Annotated in this window: 9 protein-coding genes and 10 pseudogenes; 4 read left to right on the top strand and 15 right to left on the bottom strand. The window is 72.4% G+C overall.

Annotated features, from left to right (window positions below; genetic code table 11):
- Nucleotides 1-660 precede the first annotated feature (660 nt).
- Nucleotides 661-1,602, bottom strand: coding sequence for a TetR/AcrR family transcriptional regulator (locus tag FF86_RS24150; RefSeq protein ID WP_044887412.1), 942 nt, complete (start codon nucleotides 1,600-1,602; stop codon nucleotides 661-663).
- 257 nt (nucleotides 1,603-1,859) lie between these two features.
- Between FF86_RS24150 and FF86_RS56685 the strand changes: the two are divergent.
- The 4 genes and pseudogenes from FF86_RS56685 to FF86_RS56665 all read left to right on the top strand — a co-directional run.
- Nucleotides 1,860-2,593, top strand: a pseudogene (locus tag FF86_RS56685) (MMPL family transporter); the annotation flags it as partial.
- 33 nt (nucleotides 2,594-2,626) lie between these two features.
- Nucleotides 2,627-3,308, top strand: a pseudogene (locus FF86_RS56675) (MMPL family transporter); the annotation flags it as partial.
- Between the two features lies 1 nt (nucleotide 3,309).
- Nucleotides 3,310-3,603 (top strand): annotated as a pseudogene (locus FF86_RS56670) (MMPL family transporter); the annotation flags it as partial.
- Nucleotide 3,604: 1 nt separating this feature from the next.
- Nucleotides 3,605-4,051 (top strand): MMPL family transporter (locus FF86_RS56665; protein WP_242419431.1); only part of this gene is annotated, 447 nt, incomplete at its 5' end.
- Between the two features lie 110 nt (nucleotides 4,052-4,161).
- Here FF86_RS56665 and FF86_RS56660 read toward each other — a convergent pair.
- The 14 genes and pseudogenes from FF86_RS56660 to FF86_RS24100 form a co-directional block, all read right to left on the bottom strand.
- A pseudogene (locus FF86_RS56660) lies at nucleotides 4,162-4,361 on the bottom strand (aspartate aminotransferase family protein); the annotation flags it as partial.
- A 1-nt stretch (nucleotide 4,362) separates the two neighbouring features.
- A partial coding sequence (locus FF86_RS24140) for an aspartate aminotransferase family protein (RefSeq protein WP_255355902.1) occupies nucleotides 4,363-5,565 on the bottom strand: 1,203 nt, incomplete at its 3' end.
- Between the two features lie 185 nt (nucleotides 5,566-5,750).
- Nucleotides 5,751-6,195, bottom strand: a pseudogene (locus FF86_RS56655) (ABC transporter substrate-binding protein); the annotation flags it as partial.
- A 1-nt stretch (nucleotide 6,196) separates the two neighbouring features.
- The coding region (locus FF86_RS56650; RefSeq protein WP_242419430.1) for an ABC transporter substrate-binding protein at nucleotides 6,197-6,908 on the bottom strand (712 nt) is incomplete at its 3' end.
- A 51-nt stretch (nucleotides 6,909-6,959) separates the two neighbouring features.
- Complete coding sequence (locus FF86_RS24130; RefSeq protein ID WP_044887415.1) at nucleotides 6,960-7,754, bottom strand: ABC transporter permease; 795 nt, start codon at nucleotides 7,752-7,754, stop codon at nucleotides 6,960-6,962.
- A pseudogene (locus FF86_RS24125) lies at nucleotides 7,751-8,626 on the bottom strand (ABC transporter ATP-binding protein); the annotation flags it as partial. The gene FF86_RS24130 and the pseudogene FF86_RS24125, both read right to left, overlap by 4 nt.
- Before the next feature lie 145 nt (nucleotides 8,627-8,771).
- Nucleotides 8,772-9,467, bottom strand: a pseudogene (locus FF86_RS56645) (ABC transporter permease); the annotation flags it as partial.
- Nucleotides 9,468-9,769: 302 nt separating this feature from the next.
- Nucleotides 9,770-10,675, bottom strand: a pseudogene (locus FF86_RS24115) (TIGR03842 family LLM class F420-dependent oxidoreductase); the annotation flags it as partial.
- Between the two features lies 1 nt (nucleotide 10,676).
- Nucleotides 10,677-10,912, bottom strand: a 236-nt coding sequence (locus tag FF86_RS56640; RefSeq protein ID WP_242419429.1) for an LLM class flavin-dependent oxidoreductase, incomplete at its 3' end; no start/stop codon positions are given.
- A 10-nt stretch (nucleotides 10,913-10,922) separates the two neighbouring features.
- A pseudogene (gene mmsA, locus FF86_RS24110) lies at nucleotides 10,923-11,987 on the bottom strand (CoA-acylating methylmalonate-semialdehyde dehydrogenase); the annotation flags it as partial.
- A 1-nt stretch (nucleotide 11,988) separates the two neighbouring features.
- Nucleotides 11,989-12,407, bottom strand: a 419-nt coding sequence (locus FF86_RS56635) for an aldehyde dehydrogenase family protein (RefSeq protein WP_242419428.1), incomplete at its 3' end; no start/stop codon positions are given.
- A gap of 41 nt (nucleotides 12,408-12,448) precedes the next feature.
- Nucleotides 12,449-12,974 (bottom strand): annotated as a pseudogene (locus FF86_RS56630) (amidohydrolase family protein); the annotation flags it as partial.
- Between the two features lies 1 nt (nucleotide 12,975).
- On the bottom strand, nucleotides 12,976-13,915 hold a 940-nt coding region (locus FF86_RS56625; protein WP_242419427.1), incomplete at its 3' end, for an amidohydrolase family protein.
- Between the two features lie 31 nt (nucleotides 13,916-13,946).
- A complete protein-coding gene (locus FF86_RS24100) occupies nucleotides 13,947-14,786 on the bottom strand; it encodes a nitrilase-related carbon-nitrogen hydrolase (protein WP_055870076.1) in 840 nt (279 codons plus the stop codon).
- Nucleotides 14,787-14,796 lie beyond the last annotated feature (10 nt).

Genomic DNA, 14,796 nt, shown 5'->3' with positions numbered 1-14,796 from the left:
GCCGTCCCGCTATCGCCGACCGCGGGTGCGGTCCGATTTGGCGGTCGTACGATGGATTCGGGATCTTCTGCTGGGACGTGCGAACCGCTTCCCACGGCCGGCCCGGGTATTGGGGTGATTTCCCACCGCATTGCCCACGCCGGAATTGCCCGGCGACGACCCGNGGCAGGGCCGTCACCACGACATCACAACCGGCGGGCACAGGCCCGCCACCTCCGCCGTCAGTACCCTGCCGTCAGTCCGATCGGGTCGCCACCAGAGCAGCCCCGTCGGCGCCCAGGTTCATCCGTGGATCGTTCCCGCGCCGGGTCGGGCCGGTCTGTGACGTACGCCNGACAGGCTGGTGGGGCATCGTCCGAGCACTGATCCATCCTCCACACGACGACCACCCTACCGCCTTCGACAAACGTGATCGAAAGCGGCATTTCTCCGAACCTAATGGACGGACCACCGGGCGGGGATATCACCCGCCACGGTGACATCCGACACATGGGCCCCGAAGATGCATCACGGGAGGTCCGACAGTGGTCGCCGGCACGACGACGGAGGCACGTTCGGTGGCTACCGGGGGTGCCGACTACCCCAATCGGACACTCAACCGCACCAGTCGATCACCCGTACGAATGCCGGTTCAATCCACCCATCCATCCAGCGGATGGACTACCCCGGGTGGATGCCCGAGGGATTCACCCCACCGATCCGGGTGATCCCAACTCCGCGCACACCGGGAAGCGCGGATGGGGAAGAAACCGACGGCACGGACAGCGCCCCGGATGTCGCGGATTCCACGCACGATCCGGTGGCCCCGGGGGACCGGGCACCCTCGCCCGCACCGGGGCAGCAGACGGATCCCGACGACCAGGGCGCCGGTTCCTCGGCGCCGAGAGCGGCGAGCGCGGCGGCCACGATCTCGCGCCGCTCGGTGGCGGAGACCAGCGGGCGCATGCTCTGCGGCAGCCGGGCCGCCACGGTGCGCAGCGCCGCCGAGCAGAGCGGCTCCCCGCGGCCGGGCGCACCGGTCAGATCGGACCCGCCGAAGGCGACCCGCGCGTCACCGGGAACCGCCCCGGCGCCGTCGGCGTCCTCAGCCCGGGCCTGGGCGTGGGCGCGCTCGAACGCCATCCCGAGAATCCCCGCGCGCAGCGCGCCGACCGCGCAGTGCGCCCGCAGCAGCCGCAGGTCCGACGGCGCCGGACCGGCGAGCGCCCCGACCAGGGCCTGCTGCAGGGAGAGCATGTCGCTCTTGCCGATCTTGCGATGGATCACCGAGGGATCGTTCACGAAGGCGAGCAGGACGCCGCCGGGGCCGGCCATGATGTCCACCAGCCGCTCCAGCAGGACCCGGGCGCTCGGCGGCGGCGACTGCCGGACCAGTTCGACCAGCCGGCCCAGTTCGGAGACGAAGGGCTCCAACAGCGCGTCGAGGATCGTCTCCTTCGACGGAAAGTGGTAATAGAGTGCTGCCTTCGTCACGCCGAGTCGCTCGGAGATGTCCCTCACAGAAGTGCCGGCATACCCTTGCTCTCCGAAGAGGCTCACCGCGGCGGCAAGGATCCGCGACCTGGTATCGCTCGCTGACCCGGGTGACGTCGACTCGACCATGGCAGCCCTGCACCCCTCCGATCGAGTCCGCGACGAATGTTACCCTCAAGCTTACCTACTAAACGACCGGTAAGTTCCCAGGTAGCAAGCAACGGACCGCTGCCGATCAAGACGTCGCAGGTGACGACACCGACCGATCATCAACGCTCGAGGGGAAACCGTGGCTTCGCTCGCCCGATGGTGCTTCAGGCACCGCCGGCTCGTACTGCTCCTGTNGATCGCCGCGATTGCCGTCCTCGGAGGGGTCAGCCAGGCGNCCGGAAGCGACTACAAGGACGCCTTCTCCCTGCCCGGCACCGACTCGCAGAAGGCGATCGACCTGCTGCAGCGCGACTTCCCGGCGGCTTCGGGAGACAGCGCCACCATCGTGCTGCACAGCAAGAACGGCGTCGCCGTCACCGACCCGGCCCTGAAGGCGCCGGCGACGGAGATGCTCGACAAGCTGGCCAAGGTCCCGCACGTCTCGGACGTCGGCAGCCCCTACGGCCCGCGCGGGGCCTCGCAGATCAGCTCCGACGGGCACACCGCCTTCGCCACGATCGACTTCGACGAGCAGGGCATCGACCTGCCCAAGGACGACATCCAGCAGCTCGTCGACACCGCCCGCGGCTACGACTCCAGCACCCTGCAGGTCGAGGCCACCGGTCAGGTCGTGTCGATCACCGAGCAGCAGCAGCAGAGCTACAGCGAGTTCATCGGCATCGCCGCCGCGGCGATCATCCTGTTCATCGCCTTCGGCTCGCTGCTTGCCATGACGCTGCCGCTGATCACCGCTATCGTCGCGCTCGGCGTCGGCAGCCTGCTGATCATCCTGCTCTCGCACGTGCTCACCATCGCCGAGTTCAGCCCGATCCTGGCGACCCTGATCGGCCTCGGCGTCGGGATCGACTACGCGCTGTTCATCGTCAACCGGCACCGCATCGGCCTGCGGGCCGGCAAGTCTCCCGAGGAGGCCGCGGTCACCGCGGTGAACACCTCGGGCCGCGCCGTGNTGTTCGCCGGCATCACGGTCTGCATCGCGCTNCTCGGCATGTTCGCCCTCGGGGTGAGCTTCCTGTACGGCGTGGCGATCTCGGCGGCGGTGGCCGTCGCGATGACCATGGCGGCGGCCGTCACGCTGCTGCCCGCCCTGCTGGGCTTCTACGGCATGCGGGTGCTCAGCAAGCGCGATCGGCGCAAGCTCGCCGACAGCGGCCCGGAGCATGAGAACACCGGAGGCTTCTGGTGGCGCTGGGCCAAGGGCATCGAGCGCCGGCCCCAGTTGTTCGCCGTCATCAGCGCCGTGGTGATCCTCATCATCGCGATCCCGTTCTTCTCGCTGCGGCTCGGCTCCTCCGACCTCGGCAACGGCGACAGCTCGAAGACCACCAAGCGCGGGTACGACCTGCTCGCCGACGGGTTCGGCCCCGGCTTCAACGGCCCGTTCACGATCGTCGCGGAGATCAAGTCGCCGCAGGACACGGCCAACCTGAACGCCGTGGTGAAGGCGGCCCGCGCCACTCCGGGCGTCGCGTCGGTGTCGGAGCCGCGGCCGAGCCCGAACGGCCAGGCGGCGATCGTCTCCCTGTACCCGACGACCAGTCCCCAGGCCGAGGACACCTCGAAGCTGCTGAAGAAGCTGCGCGACGACGTGGTCCCACAGGCCAACCCGTCCCACACCGGGATCTACGTCGGCGGCATCACGGCCATCTTCGAGGACTTCTCCANCACGCTGTCGAGCAAGCTGCCACTGTTCATCGGCGTCGTGGTCGTGCTCGCCTTCCTGCTGCTGGTGGCGGTCTTCCGCAGCCTGCTGGTGCCCTTGACCGCCTCCGTGATGAACCTGCTCGCGGTCGGCGCCGCCTTCGGCGTCGTCGTCGCGGTGTTCCAGTGGGGCTGGGGTTCGTCGCTGTTCAGCATCACCGGCGGCCCGGTCGAGGCGTTCATCCCGGTCATCCTGTTCGCGATCCTGTTCGGCCTGTCCATGGACTACGAGGTGTTCCTGGTCAGCCGGATGCACGANGAGTGGACCGCGCGCCGGGACAACCGGCTCGCCGTCTCGCTCGGGCAGGCCGAGACCGGCCGGGTCATCTCCGCCGCCGGCGCCATCATGACCCTGGTGTTCGCCTCGTTCATCCTCGGCGACGAACGCGTGATCAAGCTGATGGGCCTCGGGCTCGCAAGCGCGATCGTGATCGACGCGTTCATCATCCGGACCGTGCTCGTGCCCTCGCTCATGCACGTCTTCGGCAAGGCGAACTGGTGGGTGCCGGCCTGGCTCGACCGGATCCTGCCGCGGATCTCCGTCGAGTCCGCCGAGGACATCGAGGAGCTGCAGCACACCCCGCTGCCCCCGGACGCGCTGACCTCCGCCGGCCAGCCGGTCGGCACCGGCGGTCACGTCCGCCAGGTCCCCGGCCAGCCGGGACGGGAGGAGGGCAGCCCCCGCGCGGGGGAACCCACCCACTGAGGCGACCCGCCAGGTCCGCCCGCGAACAGGGGGCGTCCCCACGCGGACCGCTGAACTGACGAACCGGGGCCCCGGCAGGCACGTGCCTGTCGGGGCCCCGGCGCGTGCGGTCAGCCCGTGGTGAAGCCGTCGGCGACCGTCAGCGCCTCGTCGAGGATCGCCAGCCCGGTGCGCGCGTCCGCCTCGGAGATGGTGCACGGCGGTACCACGTGCACCCGGTTGAAGTGGGTGAACGGCCACAGGCCGCGCTCGCGGCAGGCCGCGGCGACCGCACCCATCGGGGCCGCGGCCGGGCCGGCGGCGTTGAACGNCACGAGCGGTTCGCGGGTGGCGCCGTCGCGGACCAGCTCCAGTGCCCAGAACACACCGAGCCCGCGGACCTCGCCGACCGAGGGATGGTTGGCTGCCAGCTTCGCCAGCTCCGGCCCGATCACCTCGGTGCCGAGCCTCCGCACATGGTCGAGAATCCCCTCCGCCTCGAACGCCTCGATCGAGGCGACCGCGGCGGCGCAGCCCAGCAGGTGCCCGGAGTAGGTCAGCCCGCCCGGGTAGGGGCGCTCGGCGAAGGCGTCGGCGAGGTGCGGGGCGAGGATCACCCCGCCGAGCGGGACGTACCCGGAGTTCACGCCCTTGGCGAAGCAGATCAGATCCGGGACGACCCCCCAGTGGTCGACGGCGAACCACTCGCCGCACCGGCCGAAGCCGGACATCACCTCGTCGGCGATGAACACGATGCCGTGGGTGTCGCACAGCTCACGCACCCCGGCGAGGTACCCCGGCGGCGGTACCAGGATCCCGTTGGTGCCGACGACCGGCTCGACGATGATCGCCGCGATCGTCGCCGGGCCCTCCAGCGTGATCACCTCCGCGAGGTGGGCGAGCGCGCGGTCGGACTCCTGGGCGGCGTCGGCGGCGTGGAACGGCGAGCGGTACGGGTAGGGCCCGAAGAAGTGCACCACGCCGGGGATCCCCGGCTCGCTGGGCCAGCGCCGCGGCTCCCCGGTCAGGGTGATCGAGCCGCCGGTCGCCCCGTGGTAGGAGCGGTAGGCGGCGAGGATCTTGTGGCGGCCGGTGGCGAGCCGGGCGATACGCACCGCGTTCTCGGTGGCCTCGGCCCCGCCGCTCGTGAAGAAGACGCGGTCGAGGTCGCCCGGCGCGCGCTCGGCGATGAGGCGCGCGGCGCGGGAGCGCACCTCGTGGGCGTGGAACGGCGCGACGGTCGTCAGCGAGCGGGCCTGCGCGACGATCGCCTCGACCACCGCCGGGTGCTGGTGGCCGATGTTGGCGTTGACGAGCTGCGAGGAGAAGTCCAGGTAGCGCCGGCCGGACTCGTCCCAGAACCAGCTCCCCTCGGCGCCGGCGACGACCACCGGGTCGAGGCTGGCCTGGGCCGACCAGGAGTGGAACATGTGCCGACGATCGTCGAGGTACGCCTCGCTGCGGCCGGCGACGCCCGGGGTGCCGGGGGTGGCGGAGGTGGCGGGGGTGGCGGGGGTGGCGGGGGTGGTCGTCAAGGGATCGGGTCCTCTCCTCGTCGTCGGCGTCCCGCGGGTGGGACCGCCCGGTCCGGGCGGACGCGCCGCGCGCCACCGACCCACGGTCGGGCCGGCGGGCGCGCGGCGGCGCCACGGACCATCGGATCTCACCGGCGCCGGGAGCGGGGGCGCCGTCGGTGTGACGGCGGAGACGGGGGGACGGGTCAGCCGCCGCCCGGGTTCAGGGTGACGGTCAGCGGCTTGAAGCTCGACCCCGTGACGTCGACGCCGTCACCCTTGAGCGCCGACAGCGCCTGCTCGACGTACTGATTGGTGTAGGCGAGCCCCTCGGGGGCCTTGGTGAGGACGGTCTGGCCGTCGGCGTTCTTCGTCGCCCTGGCGATCTGGACGGTCCGGTCCCAGGCCGCCTTGTCGACCATGCCGATGCCCTCCGGCGACGGCCAGACCAGCTTGTTGACCTCGTTGGTCTGCCAGAGCTGGTGGCTGGCGCCGAGCTTGGAGCCGGCGGCGACGACCAGGTCACGGCACTCCTGGGCATGGTCGCGGCAGTAGATCCAGCCACGCAGCGAGCCGGTCAGGAACTTCGTCGCGGTCTGCTGGTACGCCCGGTCGTTCTGGAGCTTGTCGGTGGAGGCCCACACCGCGTCCNGGAGCATGGCGGTGCCGACGTCGTTCCAGTCGACGACGGTGAAGTCCGACGGCTTGTACAGCTCGCCGGTCTTCGGGTTCTTCGCCTCCAGCACCTGGGCGTACTCGTTGTAGCTCATCGCCTGGGCGGCGTCGATGTCGCCGGAGAGCAGCGCGTTCATGTCGAACTGCTGCTGGACGAGGGTGACGTCCTTGCCGGGGTCGAGACCGGCCTTGGTCATGCCGGCGAACAGCTCGTACTCGTTGCCGAAGCCCCAGTTGCCGACCTTCTTGCCCTTGAGGTCGGCCGGCCCGCTGATGCCGGCGTCGGCGAAGCTGACCTGCCGGGTGCCGGAACGCTGGAAGATCTGCGCGATGTCGGTGATCTGCGCGCCCTGCTCGCGGGAGGCCAGCGCCTTCGGCACCCAGGCGACGGCGAAGTCGGCCTGCCCCTGGGCCAGCACCGTCTGCGGCACGATGTCCGTGCCGCCCTCCAGCAGTTTGACGTCGAGACCGGCGTCGCGGTAGAAGCCCTTCTCCTTCGCGGCGATGTAGCCGGCGAACTGCGCCTGGGTGAACCACTGCAACTGCAGCTTCACCGGGGTGAGCTTCGCCCCGGTGCCGGTCGTCGACGCATCCGAGCCGCTGCTGCCCCCGTCCGAGCCGCAGGCGGCCAGGGCCAGCACCGCGGCCAACCCGGCCGCGAGCCCACCCAGCGTCCTTTTCCTTCTCATATCGCTCCCGTTACCCCTTGTGAATAAATGCCGGATTCCCGGTTGGTGGCATTACCGACCGGCGTGTCGGCGCCAGGGCATCGCCGCCCTCTCCACCGCCAGGACGACCAGGTAGAACAGCAGGCCCAGCAGGCAGGCCGCGACGACGAACGCCCACGCCCGGGGGTAGGCGCTGTTCGCCGCCGCCGAGGTGATCCGTGAACCGAGGCCGTTCTGCCGGCCGCCGAAGTACTCGGCGACGACGGCGGCGATGACCGCGAGCGACGAGGCCAGCCGCAGCCCGGTGAAGAAGAACGGCAGCGCCCCGGGCAGCGACACGGTCCGGGCGAACCGCCACGGCCCGACCGCGAGGCTGCGCATCAGCTCGCGGTGCACCGGGGCGACCTCGCGCAGCCCGCGGGCGGTGTTGACGAACACCGGGAAGAACACGACGACCGCGACCACCGCGCGCCGCGGCACCGACGACGTCGTCGAGAACATCGCGTTGAACAGCGGGGCCAGCACGATGATCGGGATCGCGTTCATCGCGGCGGCGACCGGGGCGAGCATCCCGTCGATCAGCCGGGAGCGCGCCGCCACGATCGCCGCGACCAGCCCCGCGACCGCGCCGAGGGCCAACCCCACCGCCGCGTTGACCCCGCTGACCCATGCCGCCGACCGGATCGGACCGACGTGCTCGCGAAACTGGTGGGCGATCGCCGATGGGCTCGGCAGCAGGTAGGGCTGCACGTCGCCCAGGTCGACGAACGCCTGCCAGGCGCCGAGGACGACGACCGCGACGACGAGCGGTGGCAGGATCGCCCGCCCGCGGGCCAGCACCCGGGCGGTCGGCCGAACCCCGCTCACGAAGCCCCGACTCCCGCCGGACCGACTCCCGCCGGACCTCCCCCCGCCGGACCGACTCCCGCCGGACCTCCCCCCGCCGGACCTCCCCCCGCCGGACCTGCCCCCGCCGGCGCGCCGCCGCCCGACGCAACGCGCAGCAGGGCGGACTCGCCGGCGCGCAGCGCCTCGCGCACGGCGGTGACCGCGGCGAAGAACTCGGGCTGCTCCCGCAGGTCGGTGCTGTCGACGCCGCGGCCCACGCCGGCCCGCGCCGCCAGCTCCACCGGGACCATCGCCGTGATCCGCCCCGGCCGCGCCGACATGACCGCCACCCGGTCGGAGAGGAACACCGCCTCGGGGATCGAGTGGGTGACGAGGATGACGGTGGTCCCGGTCTCCCGCCGGATGCGGGCGAGCTCCGCCTGCATGCGCTCGCGGGTCATCTCGTCGAGGGCGCCGAACGGCTCGTCGAGCAGCAGCAGCCGGGGCCGCTCGGCGAGGGCGCGGGCGATGGCCACCCGCTGCTGCATGCCGCCGGAGAGCTGGCCGGGCCAGTGGCCGGCGAAGTCCGCGAGCCCGACCAGGTCGAGCAGCTCCCGGGCGCGGGCCCGGCGTTCGGCCTTGCGCATCCCGTGGACCTGCAGCGGCAGTTCGACGTTGCCGAGCACGGTGCGCCAGCCGAACAGGCCGGCCTGCTGGAAGGCGATGCCGTAGTCCTGGTCGAGGCGGGCCTGGCGGGCCGGCCGGCCGCCGACGAGGATCTCCCCGCGGGTCGGCGGGATCAGGTCGGCGACCAGCCGCAGCAGCGTCGACTTCCCGCAGCCGGATGGCCCGATCAGCGAGACGAACTCGCCGCGGGCGACCGTCAGGTCGATGTCCGTCAGTGCCACGGCNGGCGCCGCCCCGGCGACGTCGAACGCCTTCGTCACCCCGCGCACCACCACCGCCGCCTCCTCCTCCGCCGCCGCCACCGCCTCCACTACCGCCTCCGCCGTCATGCCGCTCGTCCTCGCTTCCGTGCGCCGCCCGCGCGGCCCGTCAGGCATGACGGCCCCACCGGCGGCCGACCGCCGCTTCCAACAGCGCCACCGCGGCGGCCATGACCAGCCCGATGGCCGCGGCGCCGAGCACCGCGTCGTACAGCCGGGTCGCGTCGCTGCTCGCCGACATGGAGTAGTCGATGATCAGTCGCCCGACGCCGCCGCGGGTGCCGGTGGAGATCTCGGCGACGACCGTGCCGATCACCGCCGAGGCCGCCGCGAGCCGCAGCGCCGGCATCAGGTACGGCACCGACGCCGGCAGCCGCAGCCGGATCAGCGTCTGCCACCATGACGCCGCGTAGCTGCGCATCAGCTCCACCGACTCCGCCGCCGGCGCCTGCAGCCCGCGCAGCATCCCGACGGCGACCGGGAAGAACGCCAGGTACGCGGCGATCAGCGCCACCGACATCCAGCGCTGCCAGGCCAGACCGCCCAGGTGCAGCCGGCCGCCCCAGCCGGCGACCAGCGGGGCGAGCGCGACCAGCGGGATGGTCTGGCTGGCGATCACGTACGGCAGCAGCCCGCGCTCCAGCACCCGCAGGCGGGCCATCGCGACGGCGAGCAGCACGCCGACCCCGACCCCGACCCCGAAGCCGGCGAGCGCCACCCGCAGCGAGAACCACATCCCGCGCAGCACCGACTCCCCGACGGTGCGGTCGTCGCGCAGGCTGAGCTCGGGCCGGCCCAGCTCCGCNAGCACCGACCAGACGTGCGGCATGGCCGCGTCCGTGGTCCGCGGCAGCACCGGCGCGCCCCACAGCCGGGTGCCCTGCGGCGACCCGACCGCCTTGTAGCCCTCCCACACGGCGCACAGCAGCACGAGCGCGACGAGCGCGAGGACACCCCGGCGCAGTCGGTCCCGCGCCGCCACGCCCGCGGCCTGCCGCCGCGGCGGCAGGCCGAGCGGGTCGGGGCCCGCGGGGTCGCCGGTGGGCGTGGCCCCGGTGGCGGGACCGGCCACGGTCGCCGCCGCGGCCGTCGACAGGGCGGCGTCGGTCATCCGCCGGCCGCCGGAGTCGGGTCCGCTGGCGGCCCTGCAGGAGACACCGCGGGCGGCGTCGCCGACGGCGCCCCGGTCGCCGGGGCGACCGGGGCGGGGGGCTGGGTGCCGGCGGAGGTGGCGCGCACCGTGCCGGCGACGGCGGGGATCACCGTCTCGCCGTACGCCTCGAGGGTCGCGAGCTTGGCGTCGTGCTGCAGGTAGACGGCGAACTGGTCGACGCCGAGCTCGGCGAGCTGCGCCAGCCGCTCGATGTGGGCCTCCGGCGGGCCGAGCAGGCAGAACCGGTCGACGATCTCGTCGGGGACGAACGTGGTGTGGGCGTTGCCGGCCCGACCGTGCTCGTTGTAGTCGTAGCCCGTGCGGCCGGCGATGTAGCTGGTCAGCGCGGTCGGCACGGAGCCGTCCGCGCCATAGCGGGCGACGAGGTCGGCGACGTGGTTGCCGACCATCCCGCCGAACCAGCGGCACTGGTCGCGCTGGTGGGCCAGCGACAGCGGGTCCGCGGCGCCGATGTAGGCGGGCGCCGCGACGCAGAACTTCACCGCCGCCGGGTCCCGCCCGGCCCGCTCGGCGGCGCGGCGCACCGCCCGGATGGTCCAGGCAGCGATGTCCGGGTCGGCGAGCTGGAGGATGAACCCGTCGCCGATCTCCCCGGTCAGCGCCAGCGCCTTCGGCCCGTAGGCGGCGATCCAGACGTCGAGCCGGCTCGCCGCGCCCCACGGGAAGCGCACGGTGCTGCCGTCGACCTGCGCGCTGCGCCCGTTCGCGAGCTCGCGCACGACCTCGATGCACTCCCGCAGGGTGGCCAGGGACGTGGGCTTGCCGTTGAGGACCCGCACCGCCGAGTCGCCCCGGCCGATCCCGCAGATCGTCCGGTTGCCGAACATCTCGTTGAGGGTNGCGAACAGCGACGCCGTGACCGTCCAGTCGCGGGTCGCCGGGTTGGTCACCATCGGCCCGACCAGCACCTTGCGGGTCGCGGCGAGGATCTGGCTGTAGATGACGAACGGCTCCTCCCACAGCAGGTGGGAGTCGAAGGTCCAGACGTGGCTGAAGCCCAGGTTCTCCGCCTGCCGGGCAAGGTCGATCACCCGGGAGGCGGGCGGGTTCGTCTGCAGCACCACTCCGACGTCCACCGCGTCACCNCGTCCGGGGGAAGCCGAGGTCGACCGAGCTCGTCGCCGGGTCGGGCCAGCGGGAGGTGACGACCTTGGTCCGGGTGTAGAAGCGGATCCCGTCCGGGCCGTACATGTGCAGGTCGCCGAACAGCGAACCCTTCCAGCCGCCGAAGCTGTAGTAGGCGACCGGCACCGGGATCGGCACGTTGACGCCGACCATCCCCGCCTGCACCTCGGCGGTGAACCGCCGGGCGGCCCCGCCGTCGCGGGTGAAGATCGCCGCGCCGTTGCCGTACGGGTTGTCCTCGATCAGCCGCAGTGCCTCGTCGTAGGTGGCGACCCGCACGACGGCGAGCACCGGCCCGAAGATCTCGTCGGTGTAGACGGCACTGGTCGGCCGCACGTGGTCGACGAGGCTCGCGCCGAGGAAGAAGCCGGGGCCGCTGGTGGCGGGGTCGGTGCGGCCGTCGACGACGACGCTCGCCCCCTGGGCGGTGGCGGTGTCGAGGTAGGCGGCGACCCGGTCCCGGTGCGCCGCGGTGATCAGCGGCCCCATCTCGCTGGCCGCGTCATACCCGGGTCCCACCCGGATGCCGCGCACCCGCGCGGCGATCGCCTCGACCAGCGGGTCGGCGGCCTCCCCGACCGCCACGACCACCGACACCGCCATGCAGCGCTCGCCGGCCGAGCCGTAGGCGGCGGAGACCGCGGCGTCCGCCGCCGCGGCGATCTCCGCGTCGGGCAGGACGACCATGTGGTTCTTCGCCCCGCCGAGGGCCTGCACCCGCTTGCCGGCGGCGGTGGCGCGTTCGTAGACGTAGCGGGCGATCGGGGTCGAGCCGACGAAACTCACCGCGGCGACGTCGGGATGGTCGAGCAGCGCGTCGACGGCGACCTTGTCGCCCTGCACCACGTTGAGCACGCCGTCGGGCAGCCCGGCGCGCCCCAGCAGCTCGGCGAGGAACAGCGCCGGGGACGGGTCGCGCTCGCTGGGCTTGAGCACGAACGCGTTGCCGCAGACCAGCGCGTTCGCGAGCATCCACAGCGGCACCATCGCCGGGAAGTTGAACGGGGTGATGCCGGCGACGACGCCNAGCGGCTGGCGCACCTCGTGGACGTCGACGCCGGCGGAGACCTCCTCCGAGTAGCCGCCGCGCAGCAGGTGCGGGGCGCCGCAGGCGAACTCGACGTTCTCCAGGCCGCGGGCGATCTCGCCGAGCGCGTCGTCGAGGGTCTTGCCATGCTCGGCGGTCAGCAGCCGGGCGACCTCCTTGCGGCCGGCGTCGAGCAGGTCGCGGAAGCGGAACATCACCTCGGCCCGGCGGCCGAGCGGCGTCGCCCGCCAGCCCGGGGCCGCCGCGCGGGCGACGCCGACCGCGGCGCGCACCTCCTGCGCCGAGGCGAGCGCGACGCGGGCCTGCTGCTCGCCGGTCGCCGGGTTCCACACTGGCGCGTAGCGACCGGCGGCGTCCGCCGCCTCGGCCCCGCCGATGAGATGACCGATCGTCCGCATCGCCGCACCTCCTCTTCCGTGTCAACGCAGGTCAGCGCAGGTCAGCGCAGGTACTGGGACAGGCCGCGGGGCACGTAGCGGCCGTGGCCGGCACGGCCGCTGAACTGCCCGCCGGAGACGACGACGGACCCGCGGGAGAGCACCGTGTCGACCTTCCCGGCGATCTCGAAGCCCTCCCAGGCCGAGTGGTCGAGGTTCATGTGGTGGGTGGCGGCGCTGATCGTCGTCGTCGCGTTCGGGTCGTAGACGACGATGTCCGCGTCCGAGCCGGGGGCGATGACGCCCTTGCGCGGGTAAAGGCCGAACATCCGCGCCGGGGTGGTCGCGCAGGTCTCGACCCAGCGCTGCAGTGAGATCTTCCCGGTGACGACGCCCTGGTAGATCAGGTCGATGCGGTGCTCGACGGTCCCGATCCCGTTCGGGATCTTCGAGAAGTCGCCGCGGCCGAGCTCCTTCTGCTCCTTGAGGCAGAACGGGCAGTGGTCGGTGGAGACGACGGCGAGGTCGTCGGTGCGCAGCCCCCGCCAGAGGTCGTCGGCGTGCGGGGCGGTGTTCGTGCGCAGCGGCNGGGAGGCGACGTACTTGGCGCCCTCGAAGCCGGGGGCGCCCAGGTGCTCCTCCAGGCTCAGGTACAGGTACTGCGGGCAGGTCTCGGCGAACACGTTGCGCCCGGCGGCCCGGGCGGCGCTGACCACCCCGAGGGCCTCGGAGGCGGACAGGTGCACGAAGTACAGCGGGGGGTTGCCGGCGACCTGGGCGAGCACGGACGCCCGGTGGGTGGCCTCGCCCTCCAGCGCCGACGGTCTGGTCAGGCCGTGGTGGATCGGGTCGGTGTCGCCGCGGGCCAGCGCCTGCGCGACGAGGACGTCGATGGCCAGGCCGTTCTCCGCGTGCATCATGATCGTGGCGCCGGAGTCGGCGGCGCGCTGCATCGCCCGCAGGATCTGGCCGTCGTCGCTGAAGAACACGCCGGGGTAGGCCATGAACAGCTTGAAGCTGGTGACGCCCTCGTGGGCGACGAGGGAGTCCATCGCCTTGAGCGCGGCCTCGTCGACCCCACCCATGATCATGTGGAAGCCGTAGTCGATCGCGCACTGCCCCTCGGCCTTGGCGTGCCAGGCGGCCAGGCCCTCCTCGACGACCTCGCCGGTGCGCTGCACGGCGAAGTCGACGATCGTGGTCGTGCCGCCCCAGGCCGCGGCGGCCGAGCCGGTGGCGAACGTGTCGGAGGCCGCGGTGCCGCCGAAGGGCAGCTCCATGTGGGTGTGCACGTCGACCCCGCCCGGGATGACGTACTTGCCGGTGGCGTCGATGACCCGGTCGGCGTCGACCGCCGGGCGGCCCGCGCCGCTCGCCGCCGGCCCGCCGCCGGCCGCACCCCGGGCGGACGCACCGAGCGCGGCCGGCGGGGCGAGCAGGGCGGCCACCGTCTCGCCGTCGACGAGCACGTCCGTCGGGGCCGCGCCGAGCGGTCCGACCAGCGTCCCACCCGTGATGAGCGTTCTCATGCGTCAGATCCCTCCTTGCGGCGGGGTGGGGTCAGGGGGCGGTGAGGTCGCCGTAGGCGTCCGGCCGGCGGTCCCGGTAGAAGGCCCAGCGGTTGCGCACCTCGGCCAGCAGGTCCAGGTCGAGGTCGCGGACCATCAGCTCGGGCTCGTGCGCGTCGCCGGTGCCGTCGACGAACGCGCCCTCGGGGTCGACGAAATAGGACGTGCCGTAGAAGTCGTCCTCGCCGAGGTCCTCGATCCCGACCCGGTTGATGGCGCCGATGAAGTACTCGTTGGCGACCGCCGCGGCCGGCTGCTCCAGTTTCCACAGATAGTTCGACAGGCCACGCGACGTCGCCGATGGGTTGAACACGATCTCGGCGCCGTTGAGGCCGAGCGCCCGCCAGCCCTCGGGGAAGTGCCGGTCGTAGCAGATGTAGACGCCGACCCGCCCGATCGCGGTGTCGAAGACCGGGAATCCCAGGTTTCCTGGCCGGAAGTAGAACTTCTCCCAGAACCCGGTCACGTGTGGAATGTGGGTCTTGCGGTACTTGCCGAGATAGCGGCCGTCGGCGTCGAGGACGGCCGCGGTGTTGTACAGCACGCCGGGCTGCTCCTGCTCGTACATCGGCAGCACCATGACCAGGCCGAGCTCCGCGGCCAACGCCTGGAAACGCTCGGTCGTCGGCCCGGGAATCGACTCGGCGTAGGCGTAGTAGGCGGGGTCCTGCACCTGGCAGAAGTACGGGCCGTAGAACAGCTCCTGGAAACAGATCGCCTTCGCCCCGGCGGCGGCGGCGGAGCGGGCGTACTCCTCGTGCGCCTTGATCATCGTTTCCTTGTCGCCGGTCCAGCGGGCCTGGACGAGAGCGGCTCGAATCACCCTGGACATGCCTGCACCA

Origin of the sequence: Frankia sp. CpI1-P (assembly GCF_001421075.1) — a bacterium.
In the GTDB taxonomy this organism is placed as follows: domain Bacteria; phylum Actinomycetota; class Actinomycetes; order Frankiales; family Frankiaceae; genus Frankia; species Frankia torreyi.
This window is presented reverse-complemented; position numbering and strand designations above follow the sequence as displayed.